Annotated in this window: 12 protein-coding genes and 2 pseudogenes; 10 read left to right on the top strand and 4 right to left on the bottom strand. The window is 73.1% G+C overall.

Annotated elements, in window-relative coordinates; all coding sequences use genetic code 11:
• Positions 1 to 534, bottom strand: a pseudogene (locus ACFE60_RS02145) (hypothetical protein); the annotation flags it as partial.
• Complete coding sequence (locus ACFE60_RS02140; RefSeq protein WP_375387188.1) at positions 531 to 1,601, bottom strand: nucleoside hydrolase; 1,071 nt, start codon at positions 1,599 to 1,601, stop codon at positions 531 to 533. The gene ACFE60_RS02140 and the pseudogene ACFE60_RS02145, both read right to left, overlap by 4 nt.
• A gap of 194 nt (positions 1,602 to 1,795) precedes the next feature.
• On the opposite strand from ACFE60_RS02140, the gene ACFE60_RS02135 reads away from it, so the two are divergent.
• From ACFE60_RS02135 to ACFE60_RS02090, 10 genes and pseudogenes are all read left to right on the top strand, one after another.
• A complete protein-coding gene (locus tag ACFE60_RS02135; RefSeq protein ID WP_375387187.1) occupies positions 1,796 to 3,043 on the top strand; it encodes an extracellular solute-binding protein in 1,248 nt (415 codons plus the stop codon).
• Complete coding sequence (locus ACFE60_RS02130) at positions 3,043 to 3,990, top strand: carbohydrate ABC transporter permease (RefSeq protein ID WP_375387186.1); 948 nt, start codon at positions 3,043 to 3,045, stop codon at positions 3,988 to 3,990. The genes ACFE60_RS02135 and ACFE60_RS02130 overlap by 1 nt, the downstream gene beginning before the upstream one ends.
• Complete coding sequence (locus ACFE60_RS02125) at positions 3,987 to 4,814, top strand: carbohydrate ABC transporter permease (protein ID WP_375387185.1); 828 nt, start codon at positions 3,987 to 3,989, stop codon at positions 4,812 to 4,814. Before ACFE60_RS02130 ends, ACFE60_RS02125 begins: the two co-directional genes overlap by 4 nt.
• Entirely contained in the window at positions 4,811 to 6,133 is a 1,323-nt protein-coding gene (locus ACFE60_RS02120; protein ID WP_375387184.1) for an O-acetylhomoserine aminocarboxypropyltransferase/cysteine synthase family protein, read from the top strand. Before ACFE60_RS02125 ends, ACFE60_RS02120 begins: the two co-directional genes overlap by 4 nt.
• Entirely contained in the window at positions 6,130 to 7,443 is a 1,314-nt protein-coding gene (locus ACFE60_RS02115; protein ID WP_375387183.1) for an amidohydrolase family protein, read from the top strand. Before ACFE60_RS02120 ends, ACFE60_RS02115 begins: the two co-directional genes overlap by 4 nt.
• Positions 7,436 to 8,827 carry an NtaA/DmoA family FMN-dependent monooxygenase gene (locus tag ACFE60_RS02110; RefSeq protein WP_375387182.1) on the top strand — a complete coding sequence of 464 codons (1,392 nt, stop codon included), beginning with the start codon at positions 7,436 to 7,438 and terminating at the stop codon, positions 8,825 to 8,827. The genes ACFE60_RS02115 and ACFE60_RS02110 overlap by 8 nt, the downstream gene beginning before the upstream one ends.
• A 71-nt stretch (positions 8,828 to 8,898) precedes the next feature.
• Positions 8,899 to 9,123, top strand: coding sequence for a hypothetical protein (locus ACFE60_RS02105; RefSeq protein ID WP_375387191.1), 225 nt, complete (start codon positions 8,899 to 8,901; stop codon positions 9,121 to 9,123).
• Positions 9,120 to 10,076, top strand: coding sequence for an NADP-dependent oxidoreductase (locus tag ACFE60_RS02100; protein WP_375387190.1), 957 nt, complete (start codon positions 9,120 to 9,122; stop codon positions 10,074 to 10,076). The genes ACFE60_RS02105 and ACFE60_RS02100 overlap by 4 nt, the downstream gene beginning before the upstream one ends.
• A gap of 261 nt (positions 10,077 to 10,337) precedes the next feature.
• Positions 10,338 to 10,817 carry an RBBP9/YdeN family alpha/beta hydrolase gene (locus ACFE60_RS02095; protein ID WP_375387189.1) on the top strand — a complete coding sequence of 160 codons (480 nt, stop codon included), beginning with the start codon at positions 10,338 to 10,340 and terminating at the stop codon, positions 10,815 to 10,817.
• 226 nt (positions 10,818 to 11,043) lie between these two features.
• A pseudogene (locus tag ACFE60_RS02090) lies at positions 11,044 to 12,099 on the top strand (APC family permease); the annotation flags it as partial.
• A gap of 187 nt (positions 12,100 to 12,286) precedes the next feature.
• On the opposite strand, the gene ACFE60_RS02085 reads toward ACFE60_RS02090, so the two are convergent.
• Together ACFE60_RS02085 and ACFE60_RS02080 are read right to left on the bottom strand one after the other, a co-directional pair.
• A complete protein-coding gene (locus ACFE60_RS02085; RefSeq protein ID WP_375387181.1) occupies positions 12,287 to 13,324 on the bottom strand; it encodes an LLM class flavin-dependent oxidoreductase in 1,038 nt (345 codons plus the stop codon).
• A gap of 141 nt (positions 13,325 to 13,465) precedes the next feature.
• On the bottom strand, positions 13,466 to 14,047 hold the full coding sequence (locus ACFE60_RS02080) for a CGNR zinc finger domain-containing protein (RefSeq protein WP_375387180.1): 582 nt from the start codon (positions 14,045 to 14,047) through the stop codon (positions 13,466 to 13,468).
• Positions 14,048 to 14,163 lie beyond the last annotated feature (116 nt).

Genomic DNA, 14,163 nt, shown 5'->3' with positions numbered 1-14,163 from the left:
GGCGCCCGACACGAGCACGTGCAGCCGGTCGGCGTAGCCGGAGCCCGTCGCGTAGTACTTCCTCCCGTCGAGCCGGAAGCGGCCGTCGGCGCCGCGGGTGAGCGTCGTCGCGACCGCGCCGCGCTCCCCGGAGCCGATCTCGGTGGTCGCCCCCGCGAACACCTCGCCCGCGGCGATGTGCGGCGCCCACCGCGACGGCTCGCCGCGCAGCAGCGCGCGGGCGACGTCGTCGGAGAAGGTCAGGTGCGACCGCAGGCTCTGCGCGACGTTCGGGTCGGCGCGGCCGAGCGCGATCAGCAGGTCGACCATCGCCGGGTAGCCGAACCCCGACCCGCCCGCCGCGCGGGGCAGCCGGGCCGCGGTCACGCCCAGCGCGGCGAGCCGGCGCACGTCCCGCTCGAGGCCCGTCCCCTCCCGGTCCCGCAGGACCGCCGCGTCAGCGATCGCCCCGAGCGCCTCGTCGATCGCCGCGGCCCTGCAGGCGTCGAACCCGAGCGCCGCCGCGCTGCGGTACCGGAGGAACGACGCGGTCACGGCGCGCCCGCCGGCCGGCCGTTCGGCCAGGCAGGCGGCGGCACCCGGTCGTCCCGGTCGAGCGGGGCGCGGCTGCGCCCGTACGCGAGCGCATGCACGAACCGGCGGCGGAACTCGCGCAGGTCGAAGGCCGTGACCGCCCTCGTCGACGGGCCGTCCGGCGTGCCGAACGAGAGCGGGTACCCCTCGGCGGTCAGGGCGACGCGGGTCGCGAGCGATCCCGCCGTCGGCGTGAACGTGACGGGCCCCTCCACCCAGCCGGTCACGATCTCCGGACGGTGCAGGACGACGGTCGCGAGGCCGTCGTGCGCGGACGAGATCCGGCGTCCCCACTTGTGCTGGTAGAAGTCGACGTACGCGTCGAGCACGGTCGCCGCGAACCGCGGCCACGGGTCGTCGATGGCCCGGAGCGTCTCCACCACATGCTCCTCGAGCAGCGCCTGCGCCGTGACGTTCACGCCGACCATGACGAGGTTGCCGCGGTTGACCGCGCCGAACACGCGCTCGGCCGCGACTCGGTCGTTGGCGGTGTTCGCGTCGGTGACCGCCGGGGTGCCCGCCGCCGGGTAGGGGCCCGCCCCGCCCATCAGCACCACGGATCGGTAGCGGAGGAACAGCTCAGGATCCCGATCCAGCGCGAGCGCGACGTTCGTGAGCGGGCCGAGGGGGTGCAGGTCGACGCGTCCTGGATGCTCGGCGGCTGTGCGGACCAGGAAGTCGGCCGCGGACTCGGGCTGCACCACCGGCTCCGGTCGGACGATCCCCCGGTCTCCGAGGCCGTCGTGACCGTGCACGAACCAGGCGATCGACGCCTCGCCCTCGATCGGCGCCGAGGCGCCGAGGAAGATCGGGATGTCGGTCCGACCGGCGATCTCCAGCACCGTCCCGATGTTCCGCACCGCCCCCTCGACGACGGTGTTGCCGTACACCGCGGTGATCCCGAGGATCTCGACGTCCGGCTGCGCGAGCAGGTAGAGCAGCGAGTGGGCGTCGTCGATGCCCGTGTCGGTGTCCACCACGATCCACTGCTTGGCCGGGTCGGGCGATCGGGGAGGCGGGACGACCACGGGCGGCTCCTTCGGGGCGGTTCGGACCGCCGACAGCCTGGCGGGAGCGGTGCCGGCACCTCCCACTGTTACGGATCGTGTCTCCCCGAGACGCGGGGACGTTGGCCTGAGGACCTCCCCCGGTGAGACTCGTGCGATCCGGCGTTCGCCGGATCGCATCGCGAACCGGTCAGCACAGCAAGGAACCACCGCTCATGGCACTGTCCCCCTCCAGGCGGCGCGCGCTCCGCCTGACGCTGCCCGCCATCGGCGCAGCGGCCGCCCTCGCCCTCTCCGCCTGCTCGTCCGGCGGGGGCTCCACCGCGTCCAGCGCCGAGCCGACCGACTTCAGCGGCGTGAAGCTGACGGTCTGGAACAACATCGACTACGACCCGTACCAGACCCTGCAGAAGGGCTATTTCGCGACGTGCGCGAAGCAGCTGGGCATCACGGTCGACAACCAGACCATCACCGGCGACTACGCCTCGAAGCTGCTGCAGGCGGCGAGCTCCCGCACCCTGCCCGACGTCGCGCTGCTCGACTCCGCCGTCGAGATCCCCCAGCTCGCCTCCGAGGGCGTGCTCGCCGACCTCGGCGCGCACGGCGTGACCACCGAGGGCCAGTCGAAGGCCGTCGCGTCGCTCGGCACCTACGACGGCAAGCTGGTCGCCCTGCCGGTGCAGGTCGAGGACTACGCCCTGTTCTACGACAAGGCCGCGTTCAAGAAGGCGGGCATCGACGCCCCGCCGACGACGTTCGAGGAGCTGGTGGCCGACGCGAAGCGGCTCACCACGTCGACGCAGAAGGGCATCGCGCTGTCCGGCAGCGACGACGGCGCCGCGCCGGTCTACTTCCTTCCCTGGCTGCTGAGCGCGGGCGGGAACGCCGGCGAGCCGACCGGAGCGGGCGCCGTCACGGCGGTCGACCTGTACAAGCAGCTCGTCGCGGACGGCAGCCTGTCCAAGGAGTTCGTGAACTGGGGCTGGGACTCCCCCGACCAGTGGAAGTCCGGCAAGGCCGCGATCACGGTCACCGGCCCCTGGGAGCTCGTGGACTCGAGCCTGAAGGTCGACTACGGTACGGCGCCGTTCCCGACCGCCACCGCGGGCGGCGAGGCGAAGGTCGGTCTGCTCGGCTACGGCTACGGCGTCGCGGCGAACAAGGACAGGACGAAGGAGGCGGCCGCGGCCGCGCTCGTGCAGTGCCGCGCCTCCGAAGCGAACCAGCTCGAGACCGCGGTGAAGGGCGGCTACATCCCGGCCCTCACCAGCGCGCAGGCCTCGTTCGTCCAGCAGGTGCCCGCCGCGAAGTCGTTCGTCGACGCCCTGCCCACCGCCTACAACTACGCGGCGCTCGGCACGAGGTGGAACGACCTGCAGAAGCAGTACGTCAGCGCGCTCCAGTACGCGACCGTGGACGGTGACAGCGCGAAGGAGGCGCTGGAGAGGGCCACGCAGAGCTGATGACGACCGACGCGCTCGCGTCGCGCCGGCCGGGGGTCCGTCCCCCCGGCCGGCGTCGTCTGTCCCTGAGCGGACGCCGCCGGGCGGAGGTCGCTCTGCTTCTCGTGCCCGCGGTCGTGTTCTTCGGAGTCTTCTTCATCTACCCGCTGGTGCTCGGCGTGCGGATGAGCACCACGGACTACACCGCGGGCACGTTCATCACCGGCGAGGCGCCGTTCGTCGGGCTCGCCAACTTCGTGCATGTCGTGACCGGCCGGCTCATCGGCAAGGCGTTCCTCAACACCCTGCTCATCACGGCCGTGTCGGTGTCCGCGGAGCTGGTGCTGGGGCTCGCGCTCGCGCTGCTGTTCGCGAAGCGCTTCCCCGGCAGCCGCTGGCTGCCGACCCTGATCCTGATCCCGTGGCTGCTGCCCTCCGTCGTCGTCGGCACGATCTGGAAGTGGCTGCTCTCGGGCGACGGCGCCGTCAACGGGATCCTGTCGACGTTCGGCCTGCCGACGGACATCTGGCTCGCCGACCCGAGGACGGCCATCTGGGCGCTGATCGCGGTGTCGGTGTGGGGCAGCCTCCCCTACTGGTCGACGATCCTCGGCGCCGCGCTGAAGCAGGTGCCGGAGGAGCTCCTCGAGGCAGCCCAGCTCGACGGCGCGAACGGCAGGCAGCGCCTCCTCGCGATCGTGCTGCCGACGATCCGCCCCGTCATCTCGGTGCTCGTGATCCTCAGCGTCGTCTACACGCTGCTGATCGTCGACCTCGTGCTCGTGCTCACCCAGGGCGGTCCTGCCGACAGCACGGTGACGCTCGGGTTCCTCTCGTACCAGTCGGCGTTCGACCTGTTCGAGTTCGGCGACGCCGCCGCGTACGGGATGATCCTGCTGCTCGTCAGCCTCGTGTTCGCGATCGTGCACACCTGGCTCTCCCTCCGGCAGGAGCGTCGGAGCGCATGACCGGCAGCACCCGTCGCAGGTCGACCGGCCGTCGCTGGACCGTCGTCACGGTCGCGATCCTGCTCGCCTACCTGTTCCCGATCTTCTGGATGCTGTCCGCCTCGTTCCAGCCGGGCGCGAACTCGGCGAACGTCACCTTCCTCCCCACGGACCCCGGCCTCGACGGCTACGCGAGGGTGCTGACGAGCGGCGGCCTCGACGGGCTGCGGGTCAGCGTCGTCGCCTCGCTCGGCGCAGTCGTGCTGACGCTGCTCATCGCCGTGCCGGCCGGCTACGCGCTCAGCCGGGTGCGGTCCCGCGTGCTCGGCGTCGCCCAGATCGTCGTGCTCGTCGCGCAGATGATCCCGAGCATCGTGCTCGCGAACTCCTTCTACAGCATGTTCAACGACTGGGGGGTGCTGAACTCCTTCGCGGGACTGATCCTGGCGGACGCGACCCTCGGCGTCCCGTTCGCGATCATCCTGCTGCGGTCGTTCATGCTGCGGCTCGATCAGGAGGTCGTCGAGGCGTCGACCCTCGACGGGCTCGGGCCGCTCGGTGTCCTGGTCCGCATCGTCGTGCCCCTGTCGAGGAACGCGGTGATCACCGCCGCGGTGTTCACCTTCCTGTTCAGCTGGGGCGACCTGCTGTTCGGCCTCACCCTCGTCACGCAGGATCAGATGTACCCGGTGACCGTGTTCATCTACAGCCTCACCCAGTCGCAGCTGACCACCTGGGCGGCCGTGATGGCCGCCTCGCTCATCGCCAGCCTGCCCGCCCTCGTGGTGGTGCTCGCCGCGCAGCGGTACGTCAAGGCCGGCCTCGCCCTGGGCAGCAGCCGGTGACCTCGCGGCCCGAGGTCCGGCCGCCGCGAGGGGACTGGACCGGCGCGGGCTTCGAGACCCGCCAGATCCATGCAGGCGAGCTGCAGGACGACCCGTCCGGCGCGCGGATCACACCGGTGTACCTCACGGGCGCGTACCGGTTCGACTCGTTCGATCACGCGCACGAGCGCTTCGCGGGCATCGAGGAGGGCCCGGTCTACTCCCGCCACGGCAACCCGACCAACGGCGTCGCGGAACGGCGGGTCGCCGACCTCGAGGGCGGTTCCGGCGCCGTCCTCGTCGCGTCGGGCACCGCGGCGATCGCGACGACGATGCTGGCGCTCGCCGGCTCCGGCGAGCGCATCGTGTCGCAGTCGAGCATCTACAGCGGCACCCGGCTGCTCTTCGAGCGCACGCTCGCGCGGGCCGGTGTCGCGACCGACTGGGTGTGGGAACCCCGCGACGCCGCCGCGTGGGAGGAGGCGATCACTCCGGCGACGCGAGCGGTCTTCATCGAGACGATCCCGAACCCGAAGGGCGACCTGGCGGACATCGGTCTCGTCACCCGGGTCGCCGAGCAGCACGGGCTCCCGGTGGTGGTCGACAACACGGTCGCGACGCCGGCCGTGTTCCGGCCGATCGAGCATGGCGCGCACATCGTGGTGCACTCCTCCACCAAGTACCTCTCGGGACACGGCGCAGCACTGTCCGGCGTGGTCGTCGACGGCGGCGTCTTCGACTGGTCGGCGGCGGCGGACCGCTACCCGCTGCTGGCCCGCAGCCGGACGGCGGAGGCGCCGTCGTTCCTCGACCGCTTCGGGCGGTCCAGAGCCTTCGAGGGATACCTCCGGTTCACGACCGTCACCGATCTCGGCCCCGCGCCTTCGCCATGGCACGGCTTCCTGCTGCAGCAGGGGATGGAGACCCTGTCCCTGCGCATGGAGCGGCACCTCGCGAACGCTCGCGCCGTCGCGGAGTACCTGGACGGTCATCCGCGGGTCGCCGCCGTCGACTACGCGGGCCTTCCATCGCATCCTGACCACGACCTCGCCGTCCGGCATCTCGGGGGCGAGGGCGGCCCGGTGTTCTCGTTCACCGTCCGCGGCGGCGCCGACGGCGCCCGACGGGTCTTCGACACGCTGACCGTCTTCTCCCGGATGACGAACATCGGCGACGTCCGTTCGATGGTGCTGCATCCGGCGACGACGACGCACGGCTCGTTCGACGACGAGACCAACCGCCGACTCGGCGTGGAGCCGGGGATGCTGCGGCTCTCGATCGGGCTGGAGACGGTCGGCGACCTGATCGCCGATCTCGCCGCCGCCCTGGACGCGGCGTGACCCGGTTCACGGTGCATCGCGCGGGCGTCGTGCTTCCGGTCACGGCCCCACCGATCGCCGGCGGCGCGGTGGCGGTCGCGGACGGCCTGGTCGTCGCGGTCGGCCGCTTCGACGACGTCCTCGCGGAGCTGCCCGGCGGCGACCGCCGGGTGGTCGAGTGGCGCGGCGCGATCGTGCCCGGCCTCGTGAACGCGCACACGCACCTCCAGTACACCGGCATGGCCGAGGTGGGGCGCGGCGCCTACCGAGGCTTCGAGGACTGGGCAGGCACGTTCAACGCGGTGTACCGGACGATCGACGACTGGGCGGCATCGGCCGCGGCCGGGGCGCGGGCGGCGCTCGCGAGCGGGACCACGGCAGCTGCGGACGTGGTCACCGACGTCACAGCGGGCGCCGCGCTCCACGACGCGGGGTTGAAAGGCATCGCCTACTGGGAGGTGTTCGGCTGGACGAGGTCGCGCTGGGAGGCGGGCGGCCGGGCGGAGACGCTCGATCGCGTCGCCGACCTGCCCGCCGCCCCCGGTGCCGGGCTCTCCCCCCACGCCGTCTACTCGGTCGACCGCGGCGTGCTCGTCGACATCGCGCGGCTCGCGCGCGACCGTGGGCTCAGGCAGCACATCCACGCGGCGGAGTCCGCGTCCGAGGACGAGTACGTGCGCACGGGCTCCGGTCCGCTCGCCGACCGCTGGCGGGACCTCGGGCACAGCGACCTCGAGGTGCTGCGCAGCGACGGCGTCGGCCTCCCCGTCCTCCCCTACCTCGACTCGACCGGCTCGCTCTCCCCGCGGACGCACCTCGCGCACGGCGTCTACGTCAGCGCGGCGGATCGGGCGCTGCTGCGGGAGCGCGGGGTGACCGTCGCGCTGTGCCCCCGCTCGAACGCGGTGATCGGTCTCGCCCCGCCGCCGGTGGCGGACTACCTCGTCGAGGGCAACCGGATCGCCGTCGGAACGGACTCGCTGGGGTCGTCGGCGTCCCTCGACCCCCTCGACGACGTCGCGGCGCTGGTCCGCATCGCGCGGGAGCAGGGGTACCGGGCGCCGGATCTGCATGCGCGGCTGCTCGCCGCGGCGACGCACGGCGGCGCCAGGGCGCTCGGGCTCGACGAGGGCGCCGCTCGGATCGGCGTGCTCGAGCCACGCGCCGCCGCCGATCTCGCGGTGCTCGCGATCGACTCGACGACCGCGGCCGACGCGCTGGTGGAGATCGTGGAGGGCGGGGGTGGGCGCGGCGTCGCCACCATGATCGACGGGAGCATCGTCTGGCAGCGGCCGGGCGACAGGAGCAGAAGCGAGGTCCGCGGTGAGTGACCGGTCACCCTTGTTCTTCGGCCTGTACGAGCAGGCCTGCGTCGGCAACGGGTCCGGAGCGGCGAGCCTCTGGACGCACCCGGCTGATCGGCGCCTCGAGACGCCGTCGCTGCGGTACTGGACCGACCTCGCGCGCCGAACCGAGGAGATCGGGTTCGACCTCTTCTTCTTCGGCGACGTGCTGGGCCTGTACGACACGTATCGCGGCTCCGCCGCGACGGCGCTGGAGTGGGGTGTGGAGATCCCCGCGCACGACCCGCTGCTGCACATCCCCGCTCTCGCCGCGGTGACCGAACGGCTGGCGTTCGGAGCCACCGTGTCGACCACCTACGAGCACCCGTTCGCGCACGCGCGCCGCTTCAGCACACTCGACCACCTGACCGCCGGGCGCATCGCGTGGAACGTCGTCACGTCCTACCTGCCGGGCGCAGCCAGGAACTTCGGCCTCGACGTGCTCGCGCACGATCGCCGCTACGACCGCGCGGACGAGTTCCTCCAGGTCTGCTACGCGCTGTGGGAAGGCAGCTGGGAGGAGGGCGCGTACATCGGCAGCCGCGAGCAGCAGCGGTTCGCCGATCCGGCGCGCGTGCACGAGATCGCGTTCCGAGGCGAGCACTTCTCGGTCGCGGGACCGCACCTCAGCACGCCGTCGCCGCAGCGCACCCCGCTGGTCGTGCAGGCCGGATGGTCGCCGCGCGGCCAGGAGTTCGCCGCCCGCCACGCCGAGCTCGTCTTCGTCGGCGAGTCGGACCCGGCGAGGATCCGGGACGGTCTGGCGAGCATCCGGCGGCGCGCGGCCGAGCTCGGTCGCGACCCCGCCGACATCCGTGCCGTGGTCGGGATCGACCCGATCATCGCGACCACGCCGATCGCGGTGCAGGAGAAGGTCGACGACCTGCAGCGCTTCTACTCGCCGGAGGCGCAGATCGCCGCGTACGCGGGCTGGAGCGGCGTCGACTTCTCCCGGTACGCGGACGACGAGCCGCTGGTGAAGCAGGACACGACGCACACGCAGACCGCGGGCACGCGGCCGGACGCGCCCCCGCTGCTCGCCGGGGACGTCCGCCGCCGGTTCGAGAAGGTCACCGCCTTCGCGGACGAGCGCTTCATCGGGACGCCCCGGGAGGTGGCGGCGAACCTCGAGGCGTACGTGGACGAATCGGGCGTGGACGGGTTCCTGCTGCACCAGCTGATCTCCCCCGGCTCGCTCGATGACTTCGCGGAGCTGCTCGTCCCCGAGCTGCGGGAGCGCGGGCTGTTCGGCGACGGGCCGACCGGCGGCACCCTCCGGTCCCGGCTGCGGAGCGACGGCGCCGACCGCCTCCCTGACACGCATCCCGGCGCTCGGCGCGGCCGCAGGCTCGAGGACCGCGCGAAGCCCTGACCCCCCTGGCCGGATCGGTCATGCGACGTCACAGCGTTGCCCCAGCGGGTCGCGCGGCCGATGCTCGATCCATGGGGACCGGGGCGATGACCGACAAGCGGCGACTGCTGGACGCGTTCGAGTCCGCGATGCACGAGCGGGCCACAGCGCGGGACCTCGTCGAGATCGTGATCGGGACGGGCTGGCAGCCGCGACCCGAACCCCACCCGGACTCCGAGCACCTGGAGGGCGTGCTCGCGAACGGCGCGCGGGTGCCGATCGAGATCCGCCGGGCCGCCGTGGGACGGCTGCTCTGAGCCCGGCGAGCACGACGGCCGGGACCACCAGCCGCTTCGTCGCGCAGGACGAGCACGGCGGGACCGATCGCCTGCGCCTCGCGATCCGTCCGGTCCCCGAGCCGGGTCCCGGCAGGGTCAGGGTCCGGGTCGCCGTCGCCGGGCTCAACCCGGTGGACTGGCAGATCGCGGCGTCGCCCGCGCTGGCTGCCGCGTTCGGCGTCGCCGTGCCGATGGGCTTCGGGAACGACTTCGCCGGGGTGATCGACGCGGTGGGCGACGGCGTCTCGCGGTGGGCCGTCGGCGACCGCGTCTTCGGCGGAGCACGGGTCGCAGCGCTCGCCGACCACGTCGTCCTGGCCGACGTCGACCCCCGCCTGCATCGGACGCCCGACGGCGTCGACGACCGCACGGCAGGCGTCATCGACATCGCGGGCCGCACCGCCTCCGCCGTCGTGGACGCGCTGACGCTCACCCGCGACGACACGGTGCTGATCTCCGCGGCAGCGGGCGGCGTCGGCTCGCTGCTCGTGCAGCTGGCGGTGCGGACGGGCGCGCGCGTCATCGGCACCGGTTCGCCGGCATCCGCGGCGGTGATCGCCGGGCTCGGCGCCGAGCCGGTCGGCTACGGATCGGGGCTCGCCGACGAGGTCGGGCGGCTGGCGCCCGCCGGGATCACGGCGGCGGCGGACCTGTTCGACGCCCGGACGGCCGAGGTCGCGCTGCAACTGGGCGTCCCGCCCCGTCGGGTGGTCACCATCGAGTCGGACGCGCCGCCGCCCGGGACGCGCGCGGTGAACGGGTCGGACGCGCGACCGGGGGCGCTGCTCGAGCTGCTCGAGCTGGTCGCTGCCGGCCACCTCCGTGTTCCGGTGGCGGCGACGTTCCCGCTGGAGCGGTTCGCCGAGGCGATCGAGCTGCAGCGCCGCCGCCACACCCACGGCAAGCTCGCCGTCGAGCTCCTCCCGACCTGACTCGGTCCTCGCGGACCTCCGGCTCCTCGGCGTCGACGTGGTGCCGGGCCGCTGCGTGCGAAGGGGTTCGAGGAGATCGCCGACCGGTACTCGCCGCCGGCAGGACGCGCCGCGGAGCACGGAGGCGCGTCACGGAGCGACATGGAGGAATGAGCCCGTCGCCGACGGGTTCCGACCGGCATGCCGCTCGAACGGGTCGTGATCGTCCACGGGTACCGCGCCTCCCCCCGCGCGCACTGGTTCCCGTGACTTCGGGACGAGCTGGATCGTCAGGGCGTCCACGTCGAGATCCTCGCGCTCCCCGACTCCGCCGCACCCGACCCGGATCGATGGGTCGCCGCGGTGGAGGCGGCGATCGGCGTCCCGGATGAGACGCTGTCCGTCGTGGCGCACAGCCTCGGCGCGATCACCGTCCTGCACGCGCTCGACCGCCTCCCCGGCGACTGGTCGATCCGCGGCCTCGTCGCGGTCTCCGGCTTCGCCGAGCCGCTCCCCGCGCTGCCGGAGCTCGACCCGTTCACGGCGAGCCCGCCCGATGCGAGGCGCCTCGCGCGACGGATCCTCCACCGGACCGCGATCGTCTCCGACGACGACACCGTGGTGCCCCCGTCCGCCACGACGGCGCTCGCCCGCCTGCTCGACGCACGGCTGGTGACCGTGCCGGGCGGCGGGCACTTCCTCGCGGATGACGGGTTCACGGCGCTCGAGCCCGCGCTCCGCGCCGTTCAGCGGACCTCCTGAGCCGGTGCGGGGATGACCAGCGAGCCCGAGCAGAACCGGATCGGCGTCGGCCACGGCGTCGCGCTCTACCTCTGCGCGATCCTCGGCGCCGGCGCGCTCGTCTACCCCGGCCAGACCGCCTCGCTCGCCGGACCCGCCTCCCTGATCGCGTGGGGGTTCAGCGCGCTGATGGGGCTGCCGCTCGCGTTCACGTTCGCGGCGCTCGCCTCCCGCTTCCCCGACGCCGGGGGGGGTCGCGACGTACGCGGCGACGGCGTTCGGTCCCGCCTGGGGCGGCGTGGTCGGGTGGTGGTACTTCGTCGCCGGCTCGCTCGGGCAGACCATCGTGCCGCTCACCGCCGGCTACTACGTCACCGCAGCACTCGGGCTCGACCAGCGATGGGCGCCCGCGCTCGCGGCGCTCGTCCTGGCAGCGGCGGTCGTCGCGAACCTCGCGGGGCTCCGGCTCGGTGCACGGATCCAGATCGCGCTCGCGGCAGGCGTCGCGGCGATCCTGATCGCCGTCATCGTGATCGCGCTCCCGCAGGTGCGCGCCCTTCACCTCGCGCCGTTCGCACCGCACGGTGTCTCCGGCATCGGGACGGCGATCGTCGTGCTGTTCTTCGCCTTCGCGGGCTGGGAGGCGATCGCCCACCTGTCCGCGGAGTTCCGCGACGTCCGCCGCACCCTGCCGCGCGCCACGCTGCTCACCGTGCTGATCGTGTCGGTGCTCTACCTCGGCATCGCGTTCGCCGTCGTGGGCACCGGGTCGTACGGCGATCCGGCGCTCGACCGCATCGCGCTCGGCGTCATCGTGGAGCGCGGGCTGGGGATCTCCGCCGTCGGCGTCGTGGCGGTCGCCGCGGTGGTCATCTGCCTCGGCACCGGGAACGCCTTCGTCGCCTCCGTCTCCCGGCTCGGATCCGCCCTCGCCCGTGACGGCTGGGCACCCGGGTTCCTCGCCAGCCGGAACCGACTCGGCGTGCCGGTGCCCGCGGTCCTCGCCGTCGGCGGCATCGGCGCGGCCGGCCTCGCCGCGTGCGCGCTGCTCGGCTGGGGCACGAACGACATCGTGTTCGTGCCGTCGGTGCTCGTGCTCGCCACCTACCTGCTCGGCATGATCGCGGCGGCACGGCTGTTCAAGGGGCGGTCCCGCGTGCTGGCCGTCGTCGGCGCCCTGCTGCTGCTCGTGACGGTGCCCTTCGCGGGATGGCACCTGCTCATCCCCGTGGTCGTCGCTGCGGTCGTGGTCCTCACCGGCAGGGCTGCGCGGCGGTCACCGACGGCGCGCAGGCCGAGCTGACCGCCCTCGCCGGTCGAGGAGGCGTGCCGCGGCCGTCTCTCGGGCGGCGTACGGAGGCGCTCGACCGGCCCGCCACCGGCCGGACGTGGCAGGCGCGGGTCCTCGAGACGGGCGCGGAGCGCCCTCCTCGACCAGCGTGGCGGGCGAGATCAGGTCGCGAGAGGGGCGATCTCGATCAGCGTCGTGCTCATCGTGCCGCTCCTGCTCGCTCGGTGGCGGGCCGCCAGCCGAGGGCCGGCCCGATGTGCTCCGCGAACTCGCGGAGGATGTGCCGGTAGTCCTCGGGGTCGAACGAGAACGGCAGCTCGAACAGGAACTCGTCGACGGCCTGGAACCCGAGGTCGTTGGACAGCCGATCGACGATCTGCTCCGTGCTGCCGAACACGTCGGTGGCGATGAGGCGGCGGTTCGGCTGCGGCACGCGGGTGCGCGGCGTGCGCCCCTCCACGTACGCGGTGTACTTCGCGACCTGCTCGGGCGTCGCGCGGTCGGTCGGGATCACGACGTGCCCCTTGGACACGACCGCCTGCTCGCCCTGCGGGTGACGGCTGCGGAACAGATCGATCTGCTGCCGCTGCGCCCGGTCGAACACGTCGGTGTCCTCGCCGGTCGAGATGTTGCTGACGAGCAGACGGAGCCCGGTGTCGCCGGCCCATGCGGCCGACCGCAGCGAGCCGCCGCCGTACCACAGCCGGGACGCGAGTCCGGGGCTGTGCGGCTCGATACGGTCCGACGACCACTCGGTCACGCCGCCGATCCCGATCTGGGCGGGCACATCGACCGCGTCGCCGCGGATGAAGGCGAGCGTCCGCTCGATCCGCCCGTAGGTCACGTCCCGATCGGCGTCGGGACCGAAGATCCGCTCCTCCACCTCGGCGGGGTGCCGTGACGGGCCGACGCTCAGTCCCGGCTGCAGCCGGCCGCCCGACAGCAGGTCGGCGACCGACAGGTCCTCCGCGAGGCGGAGCGGCGTCTCGTACACGGTCGGGATGACGGCGGCGCCCAGATCGATCCGCGATGTGCGCTGCGCCGCGGCCGCGAGGAACACCGATGCGGACGGCAGCCCGTACTGCAGGTGGCGCGACCGCACCCACCCGCCGTCGAGGCCGAGCGCCTCGGCGAACTCGAAGAGCTCGAGCGTCTCCCGGAGCCCTCGTTCGGCGTCGTCGCGCTCGAACGGCACGATGTGGAGGAAGCCGAGCTTCCGCAGCTGTCGCCTGGACATCCCACTCCTTCTCGCCCGCCCGAGCGGGTTCGAATCGACTATTGAGGGATGAGGTCCTGATGCCCTATCGCATCGCGTCGCAGGAGGTCACACTCGGTCACCCGAGGTCATCGACCGTGTGCGATCCGGTGGACGAGCCGGTCAGACGGCGACGAGCGCGGCGGCGCGGCGGCGAGCCCGGTACTCGCGGGAGGAGGCGCGGGCGCCGCACTGCGGGCTGCACCAGCGCCGGTCGCCCGCGGGCGAGTTGTCGAAGAAGAGCGCGGGACAGCCCTCGTCCTCGCAGGCGCGGAGCCGTGACCGGTGCTCCGCGGTGAACAGGTCGACCGTGCGCCGTGCGATGTCCGTCAGCACGTCGTCGTGACCGAGCTCGGGCAGCCGTGCGGACAGCCCGCGTTCGTCCACGACCAGCACGGCGGTCGGATACGGCGCGGTGGCGGCCTCGTTCACCACGACCACTGCGTCTTCGGGCGCCGGCAGCCCCGCGATCATCGCGGTCGCGACCGCGTAGATCGATTCCCGCAAGTCGCGCATGCGCGCGAGCTGTCGATCGTCGATCTCCGTGGCGGGCTGGCGGAGACCGGCCTCCACCAGCCACACGCGCCAGGCGGCGGGTCCGTCGATGCGGTCGACGGATGCACCCTCCCAGTCGAACACCGTGTCGACGAGGTCGAGCGGAGCGGAGCCCATCGTCGTGGACTTGTTCCGGACACCGTGGGTCACCTCGCCGGAACGGCCGGGCCGCGCCACCCGCGGCCATCCGTGGACGGCGGCGGTTCCTGGCGGCAGCGCGCGGACGGACACCGGACCCCTGCTTCTCGGACGTCAGTGACTCAGGT

This window comes from uncultured Amnibacterium sp. (genome assembly GCF_964245895.1).
GTDB lineage: Bacteria > Actinomycetota > Actinomycetes > Actinomycetales > Microbacteriaceae > Amnibacterium.
This window is presented reverse-complemented; position numbering and strand designations above follow the sequence as displayed.

Bases quoted from the DNA above. Each gene is read 5' to 3' on its own strand.
- ACFE60_RS02135 (WP_375387187.1), top strand. From the start codon at position 1,796: ATGGCACTGTCCCCCTCCAGGCGGCGCGCGCTCCGCCTGACGCTGCCC.
- ACFE60_RS02130 (WP_375387186.1), top strand. From the start codon at position 3,043: ATGACGACCGACGCGCTCGCGTCGCGCCGGCCGGGGGTCCGTCCCCCC.
- ACFE60_RS02125 (WP_375387185.1), top strand. From the start codon at position 3,987: ATGACCGGCAGCACCCGTCGCAGGTCGACCGGCCGTCGCTGGACCGTC.
- ACFE60_RS02105 (WP_375387191.1), top strand. From the start codon at position 8,899: ATGGGGACCGGGGCGATGACCGACAAGCGGCGACTGCTGGACGCGTTC.
- ACFE60_RS02085 (WP_375387181.1), bottom strand. From the start codon at position 13,324: ATGTCCAGGCGACAGCTGCGGAAGCTCGGCTTCCTCCACATCGTGCCG.